The sequence below is a fragment of the Bittarella massiliensis (ex Durand et al. 2017) genome (assembly GCF_017566145.1).
GTDB lineage: Bacteria > Bacillota > Clostridia > Oscillospirales > Ruminococcaceae > Bittarella > Bittarella massiliensis_A.
The window spans coordinates 40,909-65,537 of the sequence record NZ_JABFCL010000005.1 but is presented as its reverse complement, the minus strand read 5'-3'; the positions used below and the strand labels follow the sequence as shown (position 1 = coordinate 65,537).

General features: G+C 61.4%; 22 protein-coding genes and 1 pseudogene. 10 read left to right on the top strand and 13 right to left on the bottom strand.

Annotation, left to right across the window (positions count from 1 at the left end; all coding sequences use genetic code 11):
* The first annotated feature begins 77 nt into the window (after positions 1–77).
* The 3 genes from HJY11_RS07170 (at position 78) to HJY11_RS07160 (ending at position 3,617) form a co-directional block, all read left to right on the top strand.
* Positions 78–767, top strand: a complete 690-nt coding sequence (locus tag HJY11_RS07170) for a hypothetical protein (protein ID WP_208075305.1) — start codon at positions 78–80, stop codon at positions 765–767.
* Between the two features lie 120 nt (positions 768–887).
* The gene (gene dinB, locus HJY11_RS07165; protein WP_208075304.1) at positions 888–2,165 is read left to right on the top strand and encodes a DNA polymerase IV; all 1,278 of its coding nucleotides are present in this window, start codon (positions 888–890) and stop codon (positions 2,163–2,165) included.
* A gap of 222 nt (positions 2,166–2,387) precedes the next feature.
* On the top strand, positions 2,388–3,617 hold the full coding sequence (locus HJY11_RS07160) for a CPBP family intramembrane glutamic endopeptidase (RefSeq protein ID WP_208075303.1): 1,230 nt from the start codon (positions 2,388–2,390) through the stop codon (positions 3,615–3,617).
* Between the two features lie 175 nt (positions 3,618–3,792).
* Here the strand turns inward: HJY11_RS07160 and HJY11_RS07155 are convergent, their stop codons facing one another.
* Together HJY11_RS07155 and HJY11_RS07150 are read right to left on the bottom strand one after the other, a co-directional pair.
* Complete coding sequence (locus HJY11_RS07155; protein WP_208075302.1) at positions 3,793–4,545, bottom strand: alpha/beta hydrolase; 753 nt, start codon at positions 4,543–4,545, stop codon at positions 3,793–3,795.
* 432 nt (positions 4,546–4,977) lie between these two features.
* A complete protein-coding gene (locus HJY11_RS07150) occupies positions 4,978–5,172 on the bottom strand; it encodes a DUF6440 family protein (protein ID WP_208075301.1) in 195 nt (64 codons plus the stop codon).
* Positions 5,173–5,418: 246 nt separating this feature from the next.
* Between HJY11_RS07150 and HJY11_RS07145 the strand changes: the two genes are divergently transcribed.
* From HJY11_RS07145 to HJY11_RS07130, 4 genes and pseudogenes are all read left to right on the top strand, one after another.
* On the top strand, positions 5,419–5,751 hold the full coding sequence (locus HJY11_RS07145; protein ID WP_208075300.1) for a CGGC domain-containing protein: 333 nt from the start codon (positions 5,419–5,421) through the stop codon (positions 5,749–5,751).
* A 318-nt stretch (positions 5,752–6,069) separates the two neighbouring features.
* Positions 6,070–7,149, top strand: a pseudogene (locus HJY11_RS07140) (IS110 family transposase).
* A 349-nt stretch (positions 7,150–7,498) separates the two neighbouring features.
* Positions 7,499–8,908 (top strand): spore germination protein, encoded by a 1,410-nt coding sequence (locus HJY11_RS07135; RefSeq protein ID WP_208075299.1) that lies wholly within the window; start codon positions 7,499–7,501, stop codon positions 8,906–8,908.
* Between the two features lie 168 nt (positions 8,909–9,076).
* Entirely contained in the window at positions 9,077–9,955 is an 879-nt protein-coding gene (locus HJY11_RS07130; protein WP_208075298.1) for an AraC family transcriptional regulator, read from the top strand.
* Positions 9,956–10,002: 47 nt separating this feature from the next.
* Here the strand turns inward: HJY11_RS07130 and HJY11_RS07125 are convergent, their stop codons facing one another.
* The 4 genes from HJY11_RS07125 to HJY11_RS07110 all read right to left on the bottom strand — a co-directional run bounded on the left by HJY11_RS07125 (position 10,003) and on the right by HJY11_RS07110 (position 13,724).
* Positions 10,003–11,253: a CCA tRNA nucleotidyltransferase gene (locus HJY11_RS07125; protein WP_368041553.1), complete on the bottom strand. Its 1,251-nt coding sequence runs from the start codon at positions 11,251–11,253 to the stop codon at positions 10,003–10,005.
* Positions 11,254–11,278: 25 nt separating this feature from the next.
* Positions 11,279–12,034, bottom strand: a complete 756-nt coding sequence (locus HJY11_RS07120; protein WP_208075297.1) for an exodeoxyribonuclease III — start codon at positions 12,032–12,034, stop codon at positions 11,279–11,281.
* Between the two features lie 271 nt (positions 12,035–12,305).
* Entirely contained in the window at positions 12,306–13,010 is a 705-nt protein-coding gene (locus HJY11_RS07115; protein WP_208075296.1) for a hypothetical protein, read from the bottom strand.
* Positions 13,011–13,157: 147 nt separating this feature from the next.
* Positions 13,158–13,724: a PduL/EutD family phosphate acyltransferase gene (locus HJY11_RS07110; RefSeq protein ID WP_208075295.1), complete on the bottom strand. Its 567-nt coding sequence runs from the start codon at positions 13,722–13,724 to the stop codon at positions 13,158–13,160.
* Positions 13,725–14,081: 357 nt separating this feature from the next.
* Here HJY11_RS07110 and HJY11_RS07105 point away from each other — a divergent pair, with 357 nt between their 5' ends.
* Together HJY11_RS07105 and HJY11_RS07100 are read left to right on the top strand one after the other, a co-directional pair.
* Positions 14,082–15,176 (top strand): hypothetical protein, encoded by a 1,095-nt coding sequence (locus HJY11_RS07105; RefSeq protein ID WP_208075294.1) that lies wholly within the window; start codon positions 14,082–14,084, stop codon positions 15,174–15,176.
* Between the two features lie 102 nt (positions 15,177–15,278).
* The gene (locus HJY11_RS07100) at positions 15,279–15,521 is read left to right on the top strand and encodes a hypothetical protein (RefSeq protein WP_208075293.1); all 243 of its coding nucleotides are present in this window, start codon (positions 15,279–15,281) and stop codon (positions 15,519–15,521) included.
* A gap of 63 nt (positions 15,522–15,584) precedes the next feature.
* Here HJY11_RS07100 and HJY11_RS07095 read toward each other — a convergent pair whose 3' ends face one another.
* The 6 genes from HJY11_RS07095 to HJY11_RS07070 all read right to left on the bottom strand — a co-directional run bounded on the left by HJY11_RS07095 (position 15,585) and on the right by HJY11_RS07070 (position 22,694).
* Complete coding sequence (locus HJY11_RS07095; protein WP_243764302.1) at positions 15,585–16,727, bottom strand: M20/M25/M40 family metallo-hydrolase; 1,143 nt, start codon at positions 16,725–16,727, stop codon at positions 15,585–15,587.
* A gap of 170 nt (positions 16,728–16,897) precedes the next feature.
* Positions 16,898–17,089 carry a hypothetical protein gene (locus HJY11_RS07090; RefSeq protein WP_021658439.1) on the bottom strand — a complete coding sequence of 64 codons (192 nt, stop codon included), beginning with the start codon at positions 17,087–17,089 and terminating at the stop codon, positions 16,898–16,900.
* Positions 17,090–17,424: 335 nt separating this feature from the next.
* Complete coding sequence (locus tag HJY11_RS07085) at positions 17,425–18,636, bottom strand: metal-dependent hydrolase family protein (protein WP_208075292.1); 1,212 nt, start codon at positions 18,634–18,636, stop codon at positions 17,425–17,427.
* A 50-nt stretch (positions 18,637–18,686) separates the two neighbouring features.
* The gene (locus tag HJY11_RS07080) at positions 18,687–19,901 is read right to left on the bottom strand and encodes a metal-dependent hydrolase family protein (RefSeq protein WP_208075291.1); all 1,215 of its coding nucleotides are present in this window, start codon (positions 19,899–19,901) and stop codon (positions 18,687–18,689) included.
* A gap of 136 nt (positions 19,902–20,037) precedes the next feature.
* A complete protein-coding gene (locus HJY11_RS07075) occupies positions 20,038–21,258 on the bottom strand; it encodes a metal-dependent hydrolase family protein (protein ID WP_208075290.1) in 1,221 nt (406 codons plus the stop codon).
* A gap of 227 nt (positions 21,259–21,485) precedes the next feature.
* Positions 21,486–22,694, bottom strand: coding sequence for a hypothetical protein (locus tag HJY11_RS07070; protein WP_208075289.1), 1,209 nt, complete (start codon positions 22,692–22,694; stop codon positions 21,486–21,488).
* Positions 22,695–23,006: 312 nt separating this feature from the next.
* On the opposite strand from HJY11_RS07070, the gene HJY11_RS07065 reads away from it, so the two are divergent.
* A complete protein-coding gene (locus tag HJY11_RS07065) occupies positions 23,007–23,468 on the top strand; it encodes a GtrA family protein (protein WP_208075288.1) in 462 nt (153 codons plus the stop codon).
* A gap of 400 nt (positions 23,469–23,868) precedes the next feature.
* Here HJY11_RS07065 and epsC read toward each other — a convergent pair whose 3' ends face one another.
* Complete coding sequence (gene epsC / locus HJY11_RS07060; RefSeq protein WP_208075287.1) at positions 23,869–24,516, bottom strand: serine O-acetyltransferase EpsC; 648 nt, start codon at positions 24,514–24,516, stop codon at positions 23,869–23,871.
* Between the last annotated feature and the right edge of the window lie 113 nt (positions 24,517–24,629).

The following is a 24,629-nucleotide window of genomic DNA, read 5'->3' as shown; positions in this document are numbered from 1 at the left end:
CCGCAATATTACATTGTATTTTTTCTGCTTTTTTGCTATAATAATAAAAAACATTGTCAAATACGGGGGATTTGCAGATGTTAAAAGGACATTCGCGTCACCGGAGGTCTTTTCGCGGAAAAAGGGGGAAACAGAATGCGGCCCGGGCGACTGCGGCCGCGGCGGCAGACTTTTTTCTGCCGGAAATCTTTCGGCAGCCGCTTTGCTACCTGGACGAACACGACGCCTGCTTTCGCGCCCGGCGGCAGTGCTTTGGCCGGGACTGGGCTGCCTTTTGCCGACAGGTGGAAAAACAGGGGGTGCTGACCGGAACCCACTGCGCGCTGTTTGAAGCGCAGCTGGCCCACCTCTGCTACCTGTACAGCGCCGGGGCCATCCTGGCGGGAATGCAGGAGGTGGACGCCCTTGGGGTAGAGGGGGTGGCGCTGGCCCCATTTGCAGACGACGAGGGCGGGCGGGCCGCCCTGCACGACGCCATTTTGTGGAAGGTGGGTTCCCTGGACCGGGAGGCGCTGGCCCGCTGGCCGGGAGCGGAGGCCGATTTTCGCGCCGCGCTCGCCCCGCAGGCGCGCAAGGCGTACCAAGGGCTGCAGGGGGTGCTGACCGGGTGCTTTCACAGCTGGCTGCCCGTCTGCTTTATCGCGGGGGTTGAGGTGCGTTTGGCCGACCAGCCGCACCCGGCGGAAGCGGCGCTGGCGGCCCAGGTAGAGCGGATTTACCGCCTGCTGGGACTGGCGCGGGAGGCAAAGCGACACTGGAAAATTTGAGCGCAGGCGAACAGGGGGCAAGAATGCCCCCTATTTTTTACGGGCAAAACCGGCGCGCTTGTGGTATCATAGGGAGTGGAAAAAGGGCGGCGAGCCGCCCGGGGGAAGGGGGCGCGCCGGATGGACGACCGGGTGATCTTGCACTGCGATTGCAACGGGTTTTACGCCTCGGTGGAGTGCGCCCTCAACCCGGCCTACCGGGCGGTGCCCATGGCCGTCTGCGGCGACCCGGAGAGCCGCCACGGGGTCATTTTGGCCAAAAACGAGCTGGCCAAGGCCTATGGCGTGCAGACGGCGGAGACGGTGTGGCAGGCCCGGCGAAAGTGCCCACAGCTGGTGCTGGCCCCGGCCCACCACAAAAAGTACCGGGAATTTTCGGAGGCGGTCAACGCCATCTACTGCCAGTACACCGATTTGGTGGAGCCCTTCTCCATCGACGAGTCGTGGCTGGACGTGACCGGCAGCCAGACCCTCTTTGGCAGCGGGGTGCAGATCGCCGACGAGCTGCGCCGCCGGGTGAAGAGGGAGACCGACCTGACCATCTCGGTGGGGGTGAGTTTCAACAAAATTTTTGCCAAACTGGGCAGCGACTACAAAAAGCCCGACGCCACCACCCTCATCACCCGGGAGAACTACCGGCAAATCCTCTGGCCGCTGCCGGTGGGCTCGATGATCTATGTGGGAAAGGTGGCGGCGGAAAAGCTCGCCCGCGCGGGGATCGACACCATCGGCCAGCTGGCCCAGGCCGACGAGGCCCTGATCGAGCGGCTGCTGGGAAAGGCCGGCATGGCGGTACAGCTGTACGCCCGGGGCGAGGACGAGGAGCCGGTGCGCCCTGCCGGAGCCGAGCGGGAGGTCAAGAGCGTGGGCAACGGCATCACCTTTCGCCGCAACTTGGAGGGGGAAGAGGACGTGCGGGCCGGGCTGTTGATGCTCTGCGACACGGTGGCGGCCCGGCTGCGCCGCTACGGCCTTCGCTGCCAGACGGTGCAGGTGCAGATCAAGTCGCCCCAGTTCAAGGTGATCTCCCGCCAGCGGCAGTTGGAGCGGAGCACCGACCTCTCGCGGGAGCTGTTTGCCGTCTCGATGGAACTGGTGCGGCAAAACTGGGACCTGCGCGCCCCCATCCGGATGTTGACGGTGACCGCCGCCGGGCTGGGGGGGAAGGACAGCGGGGAGCAGCTCTCCCTCTTTTCCGACCGGGCGGCTTTGGCCCAGCGGGAGAAGCAGCGCCAGCTGGAGACGGCCATGGACAGGGTGCGCGCCAAATACGGGGAGGGGGCGCTCTCCTTTGCCTCCCTGTTAAAGACCGACATCGTCAGCAAGAGCCAGGGCGAAAAGCTGCACGTCGAGGGGGCCGACTCCCCCGACAGCCCCGCCGGCCCCTCTGAAAAATAGCGGGGACCGCCAAAAAATTTACAAAGTTTTTCCTTTTTCACCCGGGTGCGCAGGCCCGCTGCGGCCCGGTATGATCCCCTTTTGAGCCGTTTTTCAAAACCTCCCCCATCTTCTGGACTTGTTCACATTTGGGTGTTACAATAGGGGACAAATGCCAAAACCGCCCGCAAAAGGGCGTTTTCCCACAACTTTATTTTCCGCAACAAAGGTGGTCGTAAACTGATGGAAGAAACCAACTTCACCCCACAGCCCCCCCTCTCCCCCCAGCCGGGGGTGCAGCCCGGCGCCGCCGGCGCGGCGGAGAGCTCCGCCCCGGTGTTTGACCGCCCCGAAGGGGCCGCCGGCTCTCCCCCACCCCCTGTAAATGGGGCCCCCCACGTCCCCGGGGGAGAAACGCCCCCTGTCCCGCCGGGCATCCCCCCTCTCTCCCCCGCAAAGCAGGCCAAAAAGGCGCTGCGGCGCTGTTCCAACCGCAACAGTCTGCTGCTGCTCTTGCTGGTGGTGGGCACCAACCTGGTGGCCCTGGGGGTGCTGTTGGTGATGAAGCTGCTGGGGGTGCGCATGAGCACCTCCGCCTTTGCCACCGTGGCCAACCTGATCTCCTACGGCTCGCTCTACCTGGTGATGGCCCCCCTGCTGCTGCTCATCGGCAACGCCGGCCAGCCCCACAAGGTGCGCACCTACTTCACAAAGCCCAAGGCCAGCGGCAAGGAGGTCGCCAAGTGGACCCTCATCGGGGTGGGACTCACCTACGGCATCAGCTATGTCTTCAACTTTCTCTTCACCATCATCCAGCTGCTGTTCGGGGTGGAACTTGCGGCCCCCAGCCTGGTGACCGACACCGGCTTTGCCAACGCCCTCATCTCCTTTTTCTTCATGGCCCTGGCCGCCCCGCTGATGGAGGAGCTGATCTTCCGGGGGACCCTGCTCTGCCACACCCTTCCCTTTGGCAGCTGGTTTGCCATTGTGGTGGTGGGCATCTCCTTTGGGCTGACCCACATGAACTACCAGCAGCTGTTCTACGCCATCATGATGGGGATCGCCGCCGGGTTCGTGGCGGTCAAGAGCCAGTCCATCTGGCCGGCTTTGGGGATTCACCTCTCCATCAACCTCATCGGCGCCGCCCAATCCATCCTGGTCGGGCACATCGATCTGTCGGTGCTCACCGGCGGGGGCAGCAGCCGCTATGTCATGACCTATCTCCTCTCCAAACTGCCCTACCTGTTGCCGGTCCTGCTCCTCTCCCTTCTCTGCCTGGCGGCGGCGGTGGGCGGGTTTGTCCTCTTTGTCATCGAGGTGGTCAACCACAAGGACACCTTCCGCCTGGAAAATCCCTGCACCGTCCTTACCCCGGCGCAGAAGGCGGGGGCCTACCTGTCGGCCCCCGGCACCATCCTCACCCTAGTGGTGATGCTCGGCATGACCGTCTGCAATGCCCTGGGGGTCCTCTGACCGCCCGCTCCACCGCAGCCAAAAAGGGGCCGCTCCTTCACCGGAGCGGCCCCTTTTTCCTGCTGCTGGGGAACAGAGCATCCCCCGCCAAAATGGCCGAACAAACGGGCTTTCGCCGCTTAAAAGCGCCCCTATCAATGGGGAAGGACAAAGCGGCCCGACAAACGGGGGCCGATCAGATCGGAGAGCTGCCAAACCCCTTTTGCAAAAACAGGATGCGTTTTTCAATGTTTTCAACCGCTATTTGGGTATTTATGGCGCAGTCATACCCGTGGATGGTCCCCCTGGTCTCGTTTTGCTCCACATTTGCCCCCGCCTCCCGCAACCTCTCCCCATACAAAATGCCCTCATCGTGCAAACAGTCGTATTCCGCCGTTTCGATGTAGGTGTCGGGGATGATGCGGGGGAGCCGGCTGTGCATCGGCGAGGCGGCATATCTCTCTTCCTCTTTCAATGCTCCACAGCAATACGACCACATGCGCCTGTTGCTTTTGGCGTTCCATACCGGCGTATCCAAAAACCGCTTCATCGAATCCGTCTGCATCTCCACATCTGTCAAGGGGTACACCAGCATCTGCAAACAGGGCGGCTTCAGCCCCTCCCCCTCGCAGCGGTTGCAGATCAGTGCGGCGATCGACGCGCCGGCGCTGTCCCCCGCCACGCCAATCCGCTCGCCGTCGATCCCCAATTCCTCTAAGTGGGATACAACCCATCTGTACAGCGCCAAAACATCGTCGTAGGCGGCCGGATAGGGGTACTTCGGCGTCAGGTGGTAGTCTGGAAAATACACGCTGCAACCCGCTCCCGCCGCATAGAGTGCCGCGAGTTTTTTGTGGTAGGCGGAGGCCCGATAGCTAAACGCCCCTCCGTGCACATAGAGCAGGCAGGGCCGTTTTTCTGTTTGGTCTGCCGGCTCAAAGATGTCCACCCCAAACAAAAGCCCCCTGTGTCCTTTCAGCACAACCCGCCGATCGGTCACCCCTCCCGGCGTTTTGGTCAGGCGATAAGACACCCTCTGAAAGAGGTTGGCGCACCTGATAACCGCCCGATTATACGGCACCTTTCTGGCGATTTTCCTCAATTCAGGGTGAATCTGCTCGCTGTATTTCACGCGCAGCTCCCCTCCTTTCCCACCTTGGCCCATCTCCATTTGCGGGCCTGCCTTCTGGCTCCATCATACTACATCGCCGCGCGCCCCACAAGGCAGTTGGTCAAACGGGCGCCGCACATCCCCACAGGCGGGCCGGGCATTGGGCTGCGGGAGCTGGCGGCTGGCCGAAGCGGCTGGCTGGCCAAGCCTTCCGCCGCTCCCGCAAAAAAAGAGTCCGCACCCCTCGTTTTTAGAGGGGTGCGGGCTCCTTCACTGCCCTTCCGGGTAGGGGAGGGGGCTGACCACCGGTTTTCCAAAATGGTCCAGCAGCGGGGTGAGGCCGCCGGAATACCCCTCTTGGTGAAAGAGGTAGTTGACTCCCGTCATCCGATCCACCCAGATTTTGGTGAGGCTCATGGAGCCCTGCTTGTAAACAACAATAAAGCGGTCGCTGGGTTTTGCCATCTCTCATCCACTTCTTTTCCACCCGCCTGCAAGGAGGGTAGTCCTTTCAGTGTAGAGCAGGCGGGGAACGGTTGTCAACAGGGGAAGGCGAGAAGTTTCCCATCTCTGATTTCCGTTCTTGCGGCAAATCCCGACAAGCCCCTTGTGGCGAACCGAGCGATATGGTACGGTAATAAAAAAGAGCGCTTTGCCTTCGACGGATAATGCACCCTTGACAAATCGAAATTTATAAAGGAGAGACAGATTATGAGAGTAGGAATTATACGCTGCCAGCAAACGGAAGACTATTGTCCGGGAACAACAGATTTTCGTATGATTAGAGAGAAACAAGGGGCTTTTGAGGGTATCGAAGAAGATATTGAAATTATTGGTTTTATCAACTGTGGAGGCTGTCCGGCAAAGAAAGCTGTTCTTAGAGCAAGAGAATTGGTAAAGCGTGGTGCTGATACCATAGCTTTTGCAAGCTGTATCCAAAAAGGGACTCCAATAGGGTATCCGTGTCCATTCGCAAAAAAAATGAAAGACTTGATCGCAAAAGATCTAGGCGACAGCGTTAAATTTTTAGATTATACACATTAGTGACAACTTTCCGTTTATCGGACTGATCTAACTGCGCCTATTACAATAAAGATGGACAGGAAAGCAGGACAGTCAGTCTGACCTCCTTTTCATCTCGGACCTAAGCTACAATGAGAGGAACAGCTTGTCTGACCCAGTGCGCTTTGGGCGATCGTGCCCGTCAATAAGACTGTCAGCCACCCTCTTGTTGCGGCGTTCGATTTGAGCAGATTGAGCCTACCGGGGAAACGGAGTGTTCGTGTCACCCAAATAGATCGGAATCAACAGCGAGAAAAAGACGGATTCCTATTGTGGATTCTTTGTATTGGGGGAATGTAAATAAACTGCGTTGGTATTGACATCTCCAAGGGCAAGCGCATAATTGCCGCCATTCGTCCTTTGGAGAGGTAGCCATCTCACTCCTTGAGGTGCAGCATACGGATAGCGAACCAAACGGGCTGGCAAAACTACTCAAAGGTCTGAACGGTGAGACCCGTGTGGTGATGGAATCCACGGGCATTATCACGTGCCGGCAGCATATCTGCTCCACGATGCGGGCTTTTATGTTCCCGCCGCCAACGCAATGCCGGTGCATGACCACGGGAACAACAGCTTAAAACGGGCTAAGACCGACAAGAAAGATTTTGTGAAGCTGGCCAACTACGGCTTTGACCATTGACTCACACTGCCAAGGTGTGTTCCAGAAGAAGATACCCGGTTGATGTTCAAAAACTGCTATCGACAGTACAACAGTATTCTAAAGTTCAAACCATGCTGAAAAACGCTCTCACTTCCTTGCTGGATTCTGCGTTTCCCGATGCAAAACCGCCTGTTCGCCGGCCCACTTCGCGCCGATGGTAAGAAGTGGGTGGATTTTGTAGACACTTTCTGGCATTGTGGGTGCGTCTGTGGCCTTTCTAAGAAGGCTTTACCACCAAGTATTAGAAGTGGTGCAAGCAACACGGCTACAACTTCAGCGAAAAAAAGGCCTTGAACACCTACGCACTCCCTGGCGGATTCTCTGCCAGAGTATCCCGCAGCAATAGAAATGTTCGGCTGCAGGCCCGCACTCGGCCCACAGCTCATGGCTGAAATTGGTGATGTGCGTCGTTTTCACTCCAAGAATGCTCTGGTGGCCTTTGCGGATATTGACGCCCCGCCTTGCCAGTCTAGACAGATGATATTCGCAGTCGCAGCATTTCTAAATGTGGGTCTTCATCCCCGCGAAAAACTCTTTTTCTGGTCATGTCTGTCATACTCAAACGTGCTCCTGTAGACGAGCCGGTGTATCAGTTCACGGACAGAAAACGATCCGATGGCAAGCCTTACAGGGACTATATGATAGCTTCCGCCAACAAGTTCCTCCGCATTTACTACGCAACCGTGTCGGCTTTCCTGGGCTCTTTGAAACTACGCTGACCATACATTGAAATATCGACGACTGGCCGTCTCTTCAACCTTGGGGTTGCTCAGCGGCTTCGTTCTGTGTATCTATTTTATTCCATTCAGATTGTTGAAATCTACACTTGACTTTCCTTAGCGAGCCTTATCGGGGAAAAGGAGACCCGACAGCGCCGAAAAAACGTTCAGACTGGGTTCAGGACAGATGCCGGATGAAACCCTGTAAGGAGAGATCTTCTCCGAAGGCGCGGCCTCTCTTTTCTCTGCATATCGGCCCCAGCCAGTGCGGGGCAAAAAGGGGGCGCAAAGACAGGGGGGTAAAACGCCCCGTTCGGGGAACACTGATGGGGAAAATGAGGTGATCGCTTTGAAGCGTGAGGAAATTGCCCACTTGCTCCCCCTAAAGGAGAGCTTTGACCTGCTGGAGAAGCCGGTGGTGATCGGCGGCCGGCAGTGCTCGGTCTTCTTTTTAGACGGGTTCATGAAGGACGACCTCTTCCAGCGCATTTTGCAGTTTTTCTTCTCCATCACCCCGGAGCAGATGGACGCCCTGACAGACCTGGAGGACTTCTGCCGCCGCTTTCTCCCCTACACCGAATACGCGGTGACCGAGCGCCCTGAGGAGGCCGCCCAGGCAGTGCTGTCGGGCCCTTCGGTTCTGGTGATCGAGGGGTTTGCCGGGGCGGTGGTGATGGACACCCGCACCTACCCCAACCGGGGCATCGACGAGCCGGAGAAGGACAAGGTGCTGCGGGGTTCGCGGGACGGGTTCTCCGAGACGGTGGTCTTTAACACCGCCCTCATCCGCCGGCGCATCCGCGACCCGCGGCTGACCTTTGAGATGCTGTCGGTGGGCGAGTCCTCCAAGACCGACGTGGCCCTGGGCTATATCGACGGGGTGGCCGACCCCAAACTGGTGGCGGAGCTGCGGGGGAAGATCGAAGCCCTCACCCCCAAAAACATGGTCATCAACCAGCAAAACCTGGTGGAACTGCTGCTGAAAAAGCCCTCCATCAATCCCTTCCCAAAGGTGCGCAACACCGAGCGGCCGGACGTGGCCGCCGCCCAGCTGGTAGAGGGGCGGGTGGTGCTGATCGTGGACAACTGCCCCACCGCCATCATCCTGCCCACCTGGCTGGCCGACTTCTCACAGGAGGCGGACGACTTCTACTTCCCGCCCCTGGTGGGGTGGTACATGAAGCTGATTCGGATCGCCACCTCCCTGCTGACCATGCTGGTGACCCCCCTCTGGCTGGTGCTGCTGCACTACCAGGACGCCCTGCCGCCCCTCCTCTCCTTTCTCAAGGTGCAAAACGACACCGGCATCCCCCTGATCTTGCAGCTGCTGCTCATCGAGTTTGCCATCGACGGGCTGCGGCTGGCCTCGGTCAACACCCCCACGGCGCTGGCCAGCTCCTTGAGCATTGTGGGAGGACTGATCTTGGGGGACTTTGCGGTGCAGTCGGGGGTGGTGGTGCCCCAGGTCATCTTCTACATGGCCTTTGTGGCCATCGCCACCTTCTCCCAGCCCAGCATCGAACTGGGGTACTCCATCAAATTCTGCCGGATGCTATTGCTGATCGGGGCCTGGGCAGGGGGGCTCTGGGGCTTTTTGCCGGTGCTGGTCTTCTGTCTCTGGCTGGCCTACGCCAACCCCACCGTCACCGGGAACCGGTACTTCTACCCAGTGCTCCCCTTCTCGCTGCGGGGCTTCATCGCCCTGTTCAAGCGCAAGTTCTCCCGCAACAGCGAGGACGTGCCCCACATGGGAAAGTAAACGGCATATTTACGGGCCGGCGCAATCTGCGCCGGCCCTTTTTTCCCTTTAGCGGCCGGATGTGATAGAGTAGGGGGAAGGGATAGGCCTGACACCCCGGCGCAGGGAAAGTCAAGAACCCGGCGGCAAACGGGGGTATCATGGTCTCATGCGGAAGGGAGTGGGAAGATGAACTGGATCAGTGGAATACAGCGGGCCATCGACTACGTGGAGGAGCACCTCACCGAGCCGGTGGACTACGAGGAGGTGGCCGAACAGGCCCTGTCCTCCAGCTTTCACTTTCAGCGGGTGTTCGCCATCCTCTGCGGTTTCACCCTGGGGGAATACATCCGCCGGCGGCGGCTCTCCCTGGCGGGGAGCGAACTGGCCGGCACCGGCCGGCGGGTGCTGGACATCGCCCTGAAATACGGCTACGACACCCCCGAGAGCTTTGCCCGGGCCTTCACCCGCTTTCACGGGGCGACACCCTCCCAGGCCAAGGCCGGCGGCGCCGTTCTCAAGACCTTCTCCCCCCTCTCCGTAAAATTGATTTTGGACGGAGGAACGACCATGGACTATCGCATTGTAAAACAGGGGCCCTTTCAGATGATCGCCAAAAAGAAGCGGGTGCCGCGGGAGGAGGAGGCCACTGCCGCCGAGATCTCGGCATTCTGGCAGCAGTGCGGCAAAGACGGCACCATTCCCGCCCTCTGCCGCTACACCGACCAGAACAGCCCCTTTGGCCAGCGGCTGCTGGGGGCCAGTTTCGGCACAGACGCCGCCGATCAGGACTTTCCCTACGGCATCGGCGGGGTCTACAACGGCGCTCCCATCGCCGAGGCGGAATTCACGGTGGAGGACATTCCCGCCCACACCTATGTGGTCTTCCCCTGCACCGGAGCCATGCCCGACGCATTTCAAGCCCTCTACCGCCGGATCTACGGCGAGTTCTTCCCCGCCAGCGAGTATCAGCCCTGCGGGGGGACCGATTTCGAGGCCTACCCGTCGGACCAGGTGGATTCCCCCGACTACTGCTGCGAAATTTGGATCGCCGTAGAGAAAAAGTAGGGACAGGAAAAAGAGAGACGCCCCTCGAGGGGCGTCTCTCTTTTTGCCTAGGGAGCGGGGGCTCCCTCCCCCAGCAGCGCCCGGGCAAGGGACTCCAGCGACGCCCGGGTGTTGACGGCGCGCCCAGACCAGACCCCTTCCAACAGGGCCCGCTGCAGCCGGCCGATCTGGGGGCCAGGAGCGGCCCCCAGGGCCAGCAGATCGCCGCCGGAAAGGGCCAGTTCCCGAACGGTGAGGCAGACCCCCTGTTCCAGCAGGGAGAGCAGTCCGTCGGCCAGCCGTTCGGCCGCTCCGTCCGAGAGGCGGCCGATGGCCTGCCAGAGGGCGACCAGGCGGAGGGCCCCCTCCCGCCCCCTGCTTGCCAAAAACCGGCAGAGAGCGGGCCTTTCCCGGGGAATGGGGGCATGGGCGGCGGCGACCAGGGCCATCACCTCGCCGGCGGTGCGGCGGTCGGGGCGCAGGCGGGCCACCATGGCTTCGGCGCGCCCGGCGGCCCCCTCCGCCGGGCCAGCCAGGCAGAGGAGGGCCAGGCGGAGGGGAAAGTCGGCCGGCGCGCCCTCGACCGCTTCGGCGGCGGCCAGCCAGGCTCCCTTCCCCCCAGCGGGGCAAAGGGCGGGGACGGCGGCCCAGAAGAGGGGGCCGAACCGGGCCAGCAATCCCCCCGCCCCGGGACAGGGGAGAAACCGCCGCCACTCGGCCAGCACCCGCTCCCCCGAAACGCCGGACAGCAGCCCGGCCGCCGCGTCCATGGCGGCGGCCGTGGCAGGGTGAACGGCAAAGCCGAGCTGGGCGGCAAAGCGGACCGCTCGCAGCAGCCGCAGGGCATCCTCCGCAAAGCGGCGGGCGGGATCGCCCACACAGCGGATAAGGCGATTTTGCAGGTCTACCTGGCCTCCAAAGGGGTCACAGAGCCCCCGCTGGGGGGAATAGGCCAGGGCGTTGACGGTGAAGTCCCGGCGGGCCAAATCCTCCTCGACAGAGCCGGCAAAGGCGACTGCATCGGGGTGGCGGTGGTCAAGAGAGGGGCCGTCCACGCGAAAGGTGGTCACCTCCACGGCCTCCCCCTCCCAAAAGAGGGTGATCGTGCCGTGGGCAATGCCGGTGGGAACGGGGTGGCAGTCGCCAAAGAGGGCGATCACCTGTTCGGGCCGGGCGGCGGTGGTCACGTCCCAGTCGTGGGGCGGGCGGCGAAGGAGGCTGTCGCGGACACAGCCCCCCACCACATAGGCGGGAAAGCCCGCCGCCTCCAGCCGCCAGAGGATGGCCGCAGCGGCGGGGGACAGGGCGATCTTCTCCACGGGGCAGCCCTCCTTTTTTATCTGCTCAGAGATCGATTTCCAGCGAGACGGGGCAGTGGTCGCTGCCGAAGATGTCGCTGTGGATGGTGCACTCCCGCACCGCACCGGCGATGCGCGCGGAGACCAAAAAGTAGTCGATGCGCCACCCGGCGTTGTTCTTGCGGGCGTTGAAGCGGTAGCTCCACCAGCTGTAAGCGCCGGCCAGGTCGGGGTTGCGGGCGCGAAAGACATCGGTGAACCCGCTGTCGAGAAGGGCGCCAAACTTCTCCCGCTCCTGGTCGGAAAACCCGGCGTTCCCCCGGTTGCTCTTGGGGTTTTTCAGGTCGATTTCCTGGTGGGCGACGTTCATATCGCCGCAGACAATGACCGGCTTTTTCTCGTCCAGGGCGTGCAGGTAGGCGCGGAAATCGTCCTCAAACTGCATGCGGTAGTCGATGCGGGCCAGCTTCTCTTTGGAGTTGGGGGTGTAGACGTTGACCAGATAGAACTGGGGGTATTCCAGGGTGAGGACCCGCCCCTCGGTGCCGTGGGCGTCGATGCCGATGTCCCGGGTGAAGGACAAGGGCTCGGTGCGGGCAAAGACGGCGGTGCCGGAATAGCCCTTTTTGAGGGCGCTGTTCCAGTACTGGGCATAGCCCGGGGTCTCTATCGGGACCTGTCCCTCCTGCATCTTGGTCTCTTGGATGCAGAACAGGTCGGCGTCGGCCGCCGCGAAAAAGTCAAAAAAGCCCTTGGTGATACAGGCCCGCAGGCCGTTGACGTTCCAGGTGACAAGTTTCAAAGGGGATTCCCTCCTCGTTTTTTGAAATGGGCGGCTCCTTCCAGCCGCCATTGCGGTTTGCAGGCGCGCGGGGGTGCTGGGGCGGGCTCCGGCATCCCCGCTGTGGCCGCGCAGTGGCAACTGACCGTAAAGCAAGGGAGCACACCGTTTGCGCATCTGCCCGGTCATCCCCAGGTATAATAGCCGCTCTGCGGCTATTATACCACGAAAAAGGGCGCTCCAACAGCGGGAGCGCCCTTTTTTGACGGGGGACGGGCCGTCAAGCGGAAATCTAGGCGGCCAGCAACACGATGTTCAAAATCCAGCCCACAGCGCCCAGAGCAGCGCCGATGATGCTCAGCACCAGGCCAAAGATGGCCATCACCTTGGAGGTAGACTTGATCCCGGTGATGCCGGCGGTGATGCCCACGATCCCCAGGACAATGCCTATCAGGGCCGAAAAGTACCAGGAGATGGGGATGGAGAGGACGCCCATCACCAGGGCCAACACCGCTTTGCCGGTGGGGTTGTGAACGGCCACCGGCACCGGGGCGGGCTGGGCGGCAGCTGCCTGCTGGGGCGCGCCCTGGGGAACACCCGCCTGAGGAACCGCCGTCCCCTGGACGGCAGCGGCGGGAGCGCCCTGGGGCACCGCGTCGGCGGGGGTGAGCTGGTTGAGCAGGCCGATGAGGGTGTCCACCCGCTTTTTCAGGTTGGCCTTGGGCAGGGCGCCCATAAAGCCGTCAAGCCCCATCTCCCCCGCGTAGACGCCGGGGAGGATGGCGTATTTCAGCCAGGCCTCGATGTGGACCTTGCCGCCGCCGTAGATCAGCTTGACAAACTGGGGCGCGGTCATCATGCCGACGCCCTTCTTCCAGACGATTTCGCCCTTGACATTGGCCACCTCGAACCCCTCTTTCAAAAAGAAGTCCTCCGAGATGAATTTGATCATGTCGTCGGGTTTGTTGCACGCAAATTCCGCAATAAATCTGCTCACAGTTGCATATCCTCCTCAAAATTGATCTTCCACAGCGAAAGTGCTGTCGACAACTCGTTATCCCTTTGACACACAGGGACAAAAAAGGAGCCGTTCCGGGCAGGCGCGCCTGTGGGCGGAATGGCTCTCTTTCCTCGGGTAAAACGCCTATTTGACAAACTCGCCCTCACGGGGATTGCCGGCGGCGTTGGCCTCGTCGGTGTCGATGTGCATGGCGGTGGCAAACTTTTCGCTGACGCGAATCACCACGTCGCCAAAGATGAGGGAGCGCTCAGGGGTGTCGACCTTGACCTGCACGATCTCCTTGTCGCAAACGCCGTAGGCGGCGGCGTCCTCAGGGGTCATATGTACATGGCGCTTGGCGACGATGACGCCCTCGCTCAGCTCGACCTCGCCCGCGGGGCCCACCAGTTTGCAGGGGGCGCTGCCGGCCACATCGCCGGACTCCCGCACCGGGGCGGCGACGCCCAGCTTGCGGGCCTCGGTGGCCGAGACCTCGATCTGGGTGGCCGAACGGGTGGGGCCCAGGATGGAGACGTGGGGCAGGGTGCCCTTGGGGCCCACCACGTCGACTCGCTCCTCACAGGCGTACTGGCCGGGCTGGGACAGGTCCTTTTTGGGGGTCAGCTTGGCGCCCTTGCCAAACAGCGTTTCCAGGTCGGCCTCGGTCACGTGAACGTGGCGGGCAGACATTTCCACCAGGAATTTTTTCATCGTGCAATCCTCCCAATTGACTGCCGGGGCGCGCCCGGCAAAATAGCTGTGAAAACCGCCCGACAGGCGGCGGCAAAAGCGGCGGTCTCCCGCTTTCAAAGGGGAATGGCAGTCGCCTCTACACTCTTTTTTATTGTATCACAATCTGCCGGCTTTGCAACGGAAAACAGGGATTTTTTCGGGAAAGGGCGGCGGTAAAGCGGTGTCAAAAAAGGCGGGGGAAGAATAGAATGCCCTACCATTTCCCTGCGGCAAAACGAGCGGCCGCTCCGGCGGCACTTCCCCCCTGCCCTCCTTCCGGCGAGAGGGGCAGGGCGCGCCGCCGATCTTCCCTCGCCGGAGAAAAGGGGTTTTGACATGATGGATTACAAGGGAAAGCGGCTGGATTTCTTTTTGGCCGCCAACAGCCCGGTGGGCTTTGCCAGCTATTTCGGCGCCCTGGACGGGGGAGACCCGGCTTTTACCACCTACATACTGGGCGGATGTCCGGGCTGTGGCAAGTCCACCCTCCTGCGCCGGGTGGGGGAGGCCCTGCTCGGCCGGGGTGAAATGGTGGAATTCATCCACTGCGCCTCCGACCCGGGGTCCTATGACGCTGTGCTCTGTCCCGGACTGCACCTGGGGGTGGTGGACGGCACCCCGCCCCACGGGATGGTGCCCCGCTATCCCGCCCTTGCAGAGCAGTTTGTCGACCTCTACCGCTTTACTGATCCGGAGGCAATTGCCCCTCACCGAGAGGAGATCACCGCCCGGCTGGAGGAGAGCGCCCGGCTGCAGCGGCGCGCCGGCCGATTCCTCTCGGCGGCGGCCTCGCTGCTGCGGGACAACAGCGCCGCGGTGATCCCCTGTCTCGACCTGCCCAAACTGGAGCGGTACGCCCTCTCCACCGCCAAGCGACTGCTGCCCCCGCTGGACAAAGCGGGGCGAAAGTTTGACCGCTTCCTCTCCCACCTGGCCCCCTCCGGTCCCCAGCCCCTCTGTGAGACGGCGGCGGGTTTTGGCCGGGTCATCTTGCTGGAGGACGGCTACCAGACAGCGTCCCCCCTCTTTTTGGAGCGGATGGCCAAGATCGCCCTGGCCGCCGGATACGACGTCTACGCCTGCTACTCCCCCCTCTCTCCCTACGACAAGTTAGAGCATCTGGTTTTGCCCGAAGCGGATCTCTGTTTTGTCAGCGAGCCGCGGCAAAACGCCTACGCCCAGGCGCTGCCCGCCCCTTTTCGCCACGTGTACAGCCGCCGCTTCACCGATCTGGACGCCCTCTACCCCTACCGAAACCGCCTCTCCTTCAACAAAAAAGCGGCCAAGGAGCTGGTGCGGGAGGCCGCCCGACTCTGCGCCGAGGCCCAGGAGGCACACCGCCAGGCCGAGGCCCTCTACGCCCTGGGCACCGACCGCGCCGGGGTCGACGCCCTGGCGGGACTTCTAGTGGAAAAACTGACCGCCTGTTAGGGGCCGGTCCCAAATTCCAGCGGCGACAAAAAGGGATGCATATCGCACCGGCGAGCGGTCTATAATGCAACTATACCGCTATCCGAAGGAAGGGGGCGCAATATGGCACGTCCAAAGAAGGCGCGCAACTTCGACGAAGAGCTGATGAAGGTCGAGGCCCAGATCACCCGGCACAAAAACACCATTCTGGAGCTGGAGGAGACCCGCAAACAGATCGTCCGCGAAAAGCAGCAGGCAGAACTCAGCGCTGTCTATCAGACCATCTCCGACTCGGGGATGTCCATCGACCAGGTCATCTCCCTCATCCGACAGCAGTCGGACAGAGAAGAGAGCCGGGCCAGTTGAGCGCAGACAGGCAAAAAAGAGGGCCGGACCCGATGGGGTCCGGCCTTCTCCCTGTCTTTCAAATCAGCTGTGGAAGTAGGAGAGCACCAGCGATCCGGCGATCTTCATGCCGGTGGGCAGGCTCTCCAGGTCGATCCACTCGCCCCGGGTGTGGGCGCCGCCCCCAGTACAGACCCCGAAACAGGCGGCGGGGATTCCCTGGGAGAGGGGGATATTGCAGTCGGTGGAGGAGGCCAACATCCCGACGCGCTTGCCGGTGAACTGCTCAATGGCATCGAGGCAGCGGTTCTCCAGCTCCCGCTGGGCGGCGGGGTCCACATCGCCGGTACAGGGGCGCTCGCCCAGCAGCTCGACCTCCACCTCAATGCCCATGGCGCGGTAGCACTCGACGGTCTTTTCAAAGAAGTTCTGCATAAAGGCCAGGTCCTCCCGGCAGTCGGAGCGGAACTCGTAGAGCATCTCGGCGTTCTGGGCGATGGTGTTCACCGAGGTGCCGCCGGAGATGGTCCCCACATTGTAGGTGGTGCGCCCGCCGGTGGGGGCCTTGACGGTGTAGAGGGTGTCGATCATCGAGGCCAGGCAGGCAATGGCGTTGCGGTTGCCAAAGTTGCCGTAGGAGTGGCCGCCCTCGGTCTTGATCTCGACCCGGTAGCGCTGCGAGCCCACGGCGCCGTTGCAGAGCATCAGGTAGTAGCCGTCAAAGGAGACCACCTGGCGGATGCGCCCGGCGTAGTCCTTTGCCAGTTGGCGGGAGCCCTTGAGGTTGCCCAGCCCCTCTTCGCAGGAGTTGGCCACAAAGAGGACGCCGCAGCCGGCCTGCAACCCCTGGCGGGTGACATAGGCTGCCAGCAGCATCAGCACGGCCAGGTTGGCGGTGTCGTCCCCCACGCCGGGGCAGTACATCTTGCCGTCCTCACAGCGGGGGGCAAAGGGCTCCAAATCGGGGAAGACGGTGTCGGTGTGGGCCATGAAGATCATCACGTCGCCCGCCGGCTGGCAGCCGTAGGGGTAGACCACGTTGAGGGCCTCGTCAATGTACACCCCCCGGGCACCGCGCGCTTCAAACCAGCGCTTGCAGAAGTCGGCCCGGGCCCCCTCGTTGTGGGAGGGGGCGGGGATGGCGCAGAGGTCGGCGATCAGGTCGATCAAGACCTGGCGGTTCTCCTCTACATAGTCGATGAAGGTCTGGGGCAATTTTTCCAGCATGACAGGTTCCCTCTTTCTTCAAGTAGCTTTGCAGGCGGACCGCCGCACGGCGAAAACGGCTGCGTTTGCCCCCATTATACCACGATTTTGCGGGGGTGGGCGGGCGGGGAAGAAAAAGATTTGCCCCTCTCCCCCGCCCGCCGCCCAGCAGACGGGGGAGTATGTAGGTTCTAGAGGCGGGGGCTGCTGGTCTGAAAGTCGGCGATGATGCGAAAGACCGGTTGGTTGGCGGGAACCGTTCCCCCCGCCTTGCGGTAACCGGCCATGTAGGCGTCCCGCACCAGGTTGAAGAGAATCCCCTCAAATTCGTCGTACTTTAGGCTGTCAATAAACTGTCCAAAATCCTTTTCAAAAGCATCCATTTTTTTCTCCTTTCGAGGGGGTGCCTCGCATTCCCCTCCGGTTTGACAGGACTTGTGCTATCTGCGACCTTTCCCGTCCCGATGTGACTGGTTTAGCTTCATTATAGGGCTGGAAAACGGCGCAGATTGTCGATTTTAGAGGGATGAACGCATCTTTACAACTTTGAAACAAATGGCTTTAGAGGGCGGGTGGTCTCGTTTTACAAGGGCTCTACCCCCTGTATTCTTTCGACAGGGTTCCCCATTACAAAGAGGAGAAAAAGCGGGCCTTAAAAGGCGTCGCCCCCACCCTTTTACAGGGTGAGGGCGACGCCTCTATGACATGCAGCAGATATCTAATTCTTGTAGACCTTGCCGTCTTTCATGATAAAGGTGACCTCCTTGAGGGCGGTGATGTCGGCCAGGGGATCGCTGTCCACAGCCACCACGTCGGCGAACAGCCCCTCTTTGAGGGTGCCGACCCGATCCTCCCAACGGATGAGCTGGGCGGCCCATTTGGTGGCCGAGAGGATGGCGTCGCCCGGATCCATGCCCTGTTTCACCATCAGCTCAAACTCCAGCGCCTGGCTGCCGTGGGTGGCAAAGGGGGTGCCGGTGTCGGTGCCAAAGGCGATTTTGATGCCCATCTTGTAGGCCCGGGCAAAGGTGGCGAAGTGGGTCTCCATCACCCCGGCGCACTTTTCCACCAGGGGAGCGGGGATGCCCATCTGGGTGCCGTTTTTCATGATATGCCAGGGGGCCTGCAGGGTGGGAACCAGCCAGGTGCCGTTTTCCAGCATCAGGTCGTGGGCCTCCTGGTCGGCCATGGTGCCGTGCTCAATCGAGGTGATGCCGGCGCGCACCGCCATCTTGATCCCCTCGGCCCCGTGGGTGTGGGCGGAGGTGATGCGGCCCTTGGTCTTGGCCTCGTCGATGACGGCCTTCATCTCCTCAAAGGTCAGCTCGGGGGCGCCCGGGTCGTCGCCAAAGGAGAGGACCCCGCCGGTGGCCATCAATTTGATCTGGTCGGCGCCATACTTGAAGTCCTTGCGGGCGGCCTTGCGGCCCTCGTCGGGGCTGTCGATGATAAAGCCCATGCTGGTTTCGCCGGTGATGTAGGGGTTGAAGTGGCTGTCGGCGTGGCCGCCGGTGGTGCCGATGGGGATGCCGGAGCAGAACATTCTCGGGCCGTCGATCTTGCCGGCGTTGATGGCGTCGCGCACGGCGATATCGGTGAAGAAGACCGACCCCTCGTCGCGGATGGTGGTAAAGCCGGCCATCAGGTCGGACTGGGCGTTGCAGATGGCGGTGATGGTGGAGTCGCCAATGGTCTGTTTGCTCATGTAGTCGGTGGCGGGTTCCCCATTCATATTCACGTGGACGTGGCAGTCAATGAGGCCGGGCAGGACGTATTTGTCCGACAGGTCGATCACCTCATAGCCCTCCTTCAAGGGGGCGCCGGTGGACAGGGCCTCGATCTTGTTGCCGTCGATGTAGAGGTCGACCCCCTCGACAAACCGCTTGGTGTCGGTGTCAAACAGGTGACCGCAGCGCAGAACTTGTTTCATCTTACCATTCTCCTTTATTCTATGTCGTTTCGGTGGACTGCCTGCGGGGACTATCCCTTGCAGACCTGGCCGCCCTTCATGACGAAGGAGCAGTCGCTCACCGCTTCTATGTGCTCCAACAGGTTTTGGTCAAAGGCGGCAAAATCGGCGAATTTGCCGGCCTCCACGGTGCCCACCCGGTCGGACCAGCGCATCAGCTCGGCATTGACCTTGGTGGCCGCCAGCAGGGCCTGGGCGGGGGTAAAGCCGTAACGGACCATCAACACCAGTTCGTAGGCCTGCTCGCCGTGGTGGTTGAAGAAGGTGCCGGCATCAGTGCCGAAGCCGATCTTAACACCCTTTTCCCGGCACTTGGCCAGATTTTTCTGGTGGTTTTCCAGACAGCGGGCTGATTTCTCCACCGCCGAGGCGGGGATACCGGCGTCGGTGCCGTACTCGACGATGCGGTCGCCGGCGATGATGGTGGGAACCAGGTAGGTGCCGTGGGCGGCCATCAGGTCGATGCACTCGTCGTCCATCAACATCCCGTGCTCGATGGTGGCCACCCCGGCGCGAATGGCGTTTTTGATCCCCTGGGCGCCGTGGGCGTGGGCCGAGGAGAGCTTGCCCCGGCTGTTGGCGACGTCGAGCATGGCCTTCATCTCCTCAAAGGAGAGTTCGGGCGCGCCCGGCTCGCCGGGGGAACCCACCCCGCCGGTGGCCATGATCTTGAGCTGGTCGGCGCCGTACTTGAACATCAATCGGGCTGCCTTGCGGGCCTCGTCGGGGCCGTCGATGACATGGCCGTACTCGTGCATCCCGGTGATGTAGGGGTTAAACCAGGAGTCGGCATGGCCGCCGGTGGAGCCGATGCAGAGCCCGGAACAGAGCATCCGCGGGCCCATCACCTTGCCGGCGTTGATGCCGTCGCGCAGGGCGATGTCGGCAAAGCCGTAAGAGCCCATGTCCCGCAGGGAGGTAAACCCCGCCATCAGGTCGCTGCGGGCATTGCAGAGGGAGCGAATGGTGCAGGCCCCCACCGTCTCGGAGATCATCTGCTCCATAAAGTTGAGTTCGCCGTCGATGTTGGTGTGGACGTGGGCGTCGATGAGGCCGGGGGTGACAAATTTGTCCGACAGGTCGATGACCTGGTAGTCCTCCCCCCGAAACTGGGCGCGGGGCATCACCGCCTCGATGGTCTCGCCGTCGATCAAGACGGCCTGGTCGCGGAGCACCTCTTCCCCAGTGGCGGGGAAGAGCTGACCGCAAAAGAGCACTTTTTTCATGGAATTCCTCCCTCTCTGTTCACTAAGATCGCACAGATAGGCCATTTGTTGCAAATTGCAGTTTAAAGCACGAAAGCGAACAAAGCAACGATAAGTGGCTGCTCACACAGCCACTTATCAGATTATACCAGTATTTTTAGCCCTTGTAAACCACGCCGTCCTTCATGACAAAGGAGCAGTGGTTCATGATCTCGATGTTGTCAAAGGGGCTCTCGTCAAAGGCCACCACGTCGGCCAGCTTGCCGGCCTCGATGGTGCCGACCTTGTCGCCCCACTTCATCAGCTCGGCGTTGGTGCGGGTGGCGGCAATCAGGCACTCGGCAACCGGGAACTTGCCGTACTCGGTCATCAGGCCAAACTCGCGGGTCTGCTCGCCATGCCGGTTGTAGTAGGTGCCGGCGTCGGTGCCAAAGCAGATTTTCACGCCCTTGGCGCGGCATTTCTCCAGGTTCTTGCCGTGGTTCTCCAGGCAGCGCTGGGCCTTGCCCACCGCCTCGGCCGGCAGGCCGTTCTCAACGCCCATGGCGACGATTCGCTCGGCGGCGATGATGGTGGGAACCAGGTAGGTGCCGTGCTCGACCATCATGTCCATGCACTCCTCGTCCATCAGCATCCCGTGCTCGATGGAGGTGATGCCGGCGCGGATGGCGATCTTGATGCCCTCGGCCCCGTGGGCGTGGGCGGTGGAGATTTTGCCGCGGGAGTTGGGCACGTCGAGGATGGCCTTCATCTCCTCGTAGGTGAATTCGGGGGCGCCGGGTTCGTCGCCGATGGACATAACGCCGCCGGTGGCCATGACCTTGATCTGGTCAGCGCCGTATTTCAGGGTGTAGCGGGCGGCCTTGCGGCCGGCGTCGGGGCTGTCGATGACCTGGCCCATGCTGTGCTGCCCGGTGATGTAGGGGTTGTAGTGGGAGTCGCAGTGGCCGCCGGTGGTGCCGATGGGAATGCCGGAGACGAACATTCTGGGGCCGGTGATCTTGCCGGCGTTGATGGCATCGCGCACGGCGATGTCGGCAAAGCCGTAGGAGCCCTCGTCCCGCACGGTGGTGAAGCCCGCCATCAGGTCAGACTGGGCATTTTTCATACTGTCAATGGTCATATCGCCGATGGTTTTTTTGCCCATGTCATCCATGCAGGTGACTTCGCCGTTCATGAGGGTGTGCAGATGGGCGTCGATCAGACCGGGCATCACGAACTTGCCCGACAGATCGATGACCTCACAGCCGTCGCAATCGCAGCCGGAGATGGGGCCGACCGACTCAATTTTATTGCCGTCGATGACAATGGCGATGTTCTCCAGGACCTTGTCGTCCACCGCACTGAAAAATTTGCCGCATTTGATCACTTTTTTCACAATCATCCACTCCTTTTTTTATTTGAAGGGCCGCCTGTCGAAAGAGCCGGCGGGCAGCACATCTGTACCGCGGTGTGTTCCGGGGGTCGCTTTAACGATTTAAAGTGCCCCCTCTCTGCAAGTGAACCGCCTGCAAATGCAGACGGTCGACTCGCGAAACCTTCTTTTCAAACGCACAAGATGCAATTTTTCCCAACAGAAACCACTTCTGTGAATGCGCTCTCCCCTTAGGAGAAGATGAAGGGGGAGATGATGCCGGCAAAGACCACCGAGGCGATGGTGACGGTGGTGAAGCCACCCACCAGCATCTTGGGCAGGATCACGGCGGAGACAGCAGCCTTCTGCTCGTCGCTGGCGTCCAGACCGGCGACAATCTCGTCGGTGATGACCTGGGTGCCGGGGTAGCCGATGAGGGCGGTCATGCCGATGGCAATGGAGACCAGGGGGCTGTAACCCAGCAGTTTGCCCATGATGATGGCAAAGAGGCCGATGCCGACAGCGCCGATGACCAGGGTGCCGACCAGGGGCAGGATCATGTCGAGGAAGGCAGCCGGGGTGACCGAGGTGAAGGAGCCGGGCAGAACCGCCAGCAGGGCGATGCTGAAGAAGCCGTAGGCGCCGGCCTTGGTCAGGGCGTTTTTGTTCAGGAAGCCGATCTCACAGAAGATGATACCAAAGAGGAGGTAGGCCACATTGGGGTTGAGGATGTAGTTGACCGGGTTGGAACCGGGGATGACAGTCAACATGGCCACAACATAGGCGATAAAGGCCACAATGCCCAGCTTGGCGATGATGGCGGTGGGGGTGTTGAGGAACTTGGGGCCCTCCGGCAGGAAGCGGAGATTGATCTTCTTTTTCTTGCCGGTGGCAGCGCTCTCGGCGACAACGCCGTTTTTGACCATCTTGCCCGCCTCTTTCTTCAGGCAGAAGGAGGCGATGGGCATGCCCACGAACATCTGGAAAGCCACGACCAGCATGGCGAATCCGCCCAGGGCGGGCTTGCCGGCGGCCACAGCAGCGTCATTGGTGATGATGCCGGCGATCAGGCCGCCCGCGATGGGAGAGGCGGCGCTGAGGGCGTACTCTTTGCCGAAGAGCCAGGTGGAGATGGTGAAGCTGACCAGGGCCAGACCCACCAGACCAACCAGAGCGATGACAACCGTCTTCCACTCTCTCAGCAGGGACTCCAGGTCGAGGATGGTGCCCAGGTTGACCAGCAGCACGGCAATGCCAAAGGCGCTCATCATGCCGGGCAGGGTGCTATCTGCAACCGAGGTGGGCGGGATAATGCCGGTCCAGAACCCTACGAGGTAGACAAAGCACCCCACGATAATAGCGGATATCAATCCTTTTGTTTTCTCTGCCACGATGTCGCCGAGGGCGAAGACGACCACGAAGACGACAAACGAGAACAGCGGTGTCCAAATTGTTGTCATCAGATTTCCTCCTAAATCGAATTTGACGAAAGCTGTTGGGGGCCCCGTCGATTTGATACACATTATAGCACGGCCCCGGGGGCTTGTCACCGGGCCGGTCACAGTTTTGTAACATTTTTTATTTTAGCGGTGAAAAGTGGTGAAACGAATAGTGAATTTGGCCAAATTGCGAACAAAAAATCATACAAGATATGCAATGAATGGGAAATTCCGGCCCCTTCGCCTTTCCCTTTTCCCCCTTTGGGTGTAAAATAAGGCAGAAAGGGCGCGGATACTCCGGTTTTTGCCGCCCATTGAGAGGGGGAAAAGCGGTTGCTTCGCTGGATTCGGACCCTGGTCGGCGACATCGTCAAAGACTGGCGGCAGTTTGCCCACTATGTGTTCTGGGGCGCCATTACCGCCTTTCTAAACCTCTGCCTTTTCTTTGTCCTTGCCAACTGGTGCGGCTGGAACTACGCCCTCGCCAATGTGGCCGCCTGGGTGGTCTATGTGGTGGCGGCCTACTTTACCAACCGCTGGTTTGTCTTTCACCGGCGCGGGGACGGGGCAGGGGCGGTCTGGCGAGGACTGCGGGACTTTGCCGGCTGCCGGTTGGGCACCTGTGTGCTGGAAACCGCCCTCATGGCGCTGCTGGTCTCGGGGTTGGGGCTGCCCAAAAACCCGGTGAAGATCGGCGCCTCCGCCCTCTCGGCCACCATCAACTACATTGTCAGCCGGTTTTGGATCTTCAGCAAGGTGAAAAGAGAGGCCAAAAAATACACCGATCAGGGGTGACCTCTCTGCCGCCGGGTAGGGCGACCCCTTTTGCCGCCCCGGAAAACAAGAGGGAGCCAAAAGGGACCGCCCCGCAAACAAGTTGAAAAAGAGAGGGGAGCGCTGCGGCGCTCCCCTCTCTTTTTGGTATCGAAAACAGGTTGGGCAGAGGATCCCTGCCGGGCAAGACAGTTCTCACCCCCTTTGCCGGACGGCAGAGATCGCCTTCCCACCCTGTACCGCCGCCCCCGGCCCCCTCTGTGCTGGGGTGGGAGATACAGGGCAAACCCCTCAAGCCTGTCCTCCCCCCGTCGGACGGACGCAATGTCCTCCCCGTTGCGGACGGCAGGAGGGGGAGGGAAACCATCCGTCTGCAATGTTCGGCCGCTACAAAATCGACAGGGGCAGCCCCCTGGACAGATCAGCGGGCGCTCCTCCCCCGGCCGCTCTCCCCCTCCAGCCGGTCGATACGGCGGGCCAGGTGGGCCAGCTGGTTGTGCAGCAAGTCGGGGTAGTCCCGCTGGTTGAGGGCCTCGCTGGCGGGCGGGCCGACCCGGCGGCCATTTTGGCGGACCACTGCGGCGGGAATGCCGATGGCGGTGGCCCCGGCCGGCACCGGGCGCAGCACCACACTGCCCGCGCCGATGCGGCTGCCGTCCCCGATCTCAATGGGGCCCAGCACCTTGACGCCGGCCCCCAGCAGCACGTCGTTGCCCACAGTGGGATGGCGTTTGCCCTCCCCCTTTCCGGTGCCCCCCAGGGTGACTCCGTGGTAGATGGTGCAATTGTCCCCCACCACAGCGGTCTCTCCGATGACCACTCCGGCCCCGTGGTCGATAAAGAGGCCCCGGCCGATCTGGGCCCCGGGATGGATTTCAATGCCGGTAAAACCCCGCCCCAACTGGCTGAACAGCCGGGCGAGAAAGAAGTGGTTTCGCCGGTAGAGACGGTGGGCAAGCCGGTACCACAACAGGGCGTGGTAGCCGGGGTAGAGCAAAATGACCTCGGCCAGACTTCTGGCGGCGGGATCTTTTTTTAGAATGGAGCGGGCATCTTCAAGCCATTTCATTGGAATCTTCCTCCTGTGGCAGCGGGCCGCCCCGAAAAAGGCGGGCGGCCGGTCAAACGGCGGCTGTCACGGGCGGAGACATCGCCCCCAGGGGCGGCGAAGGGGGAACCCCT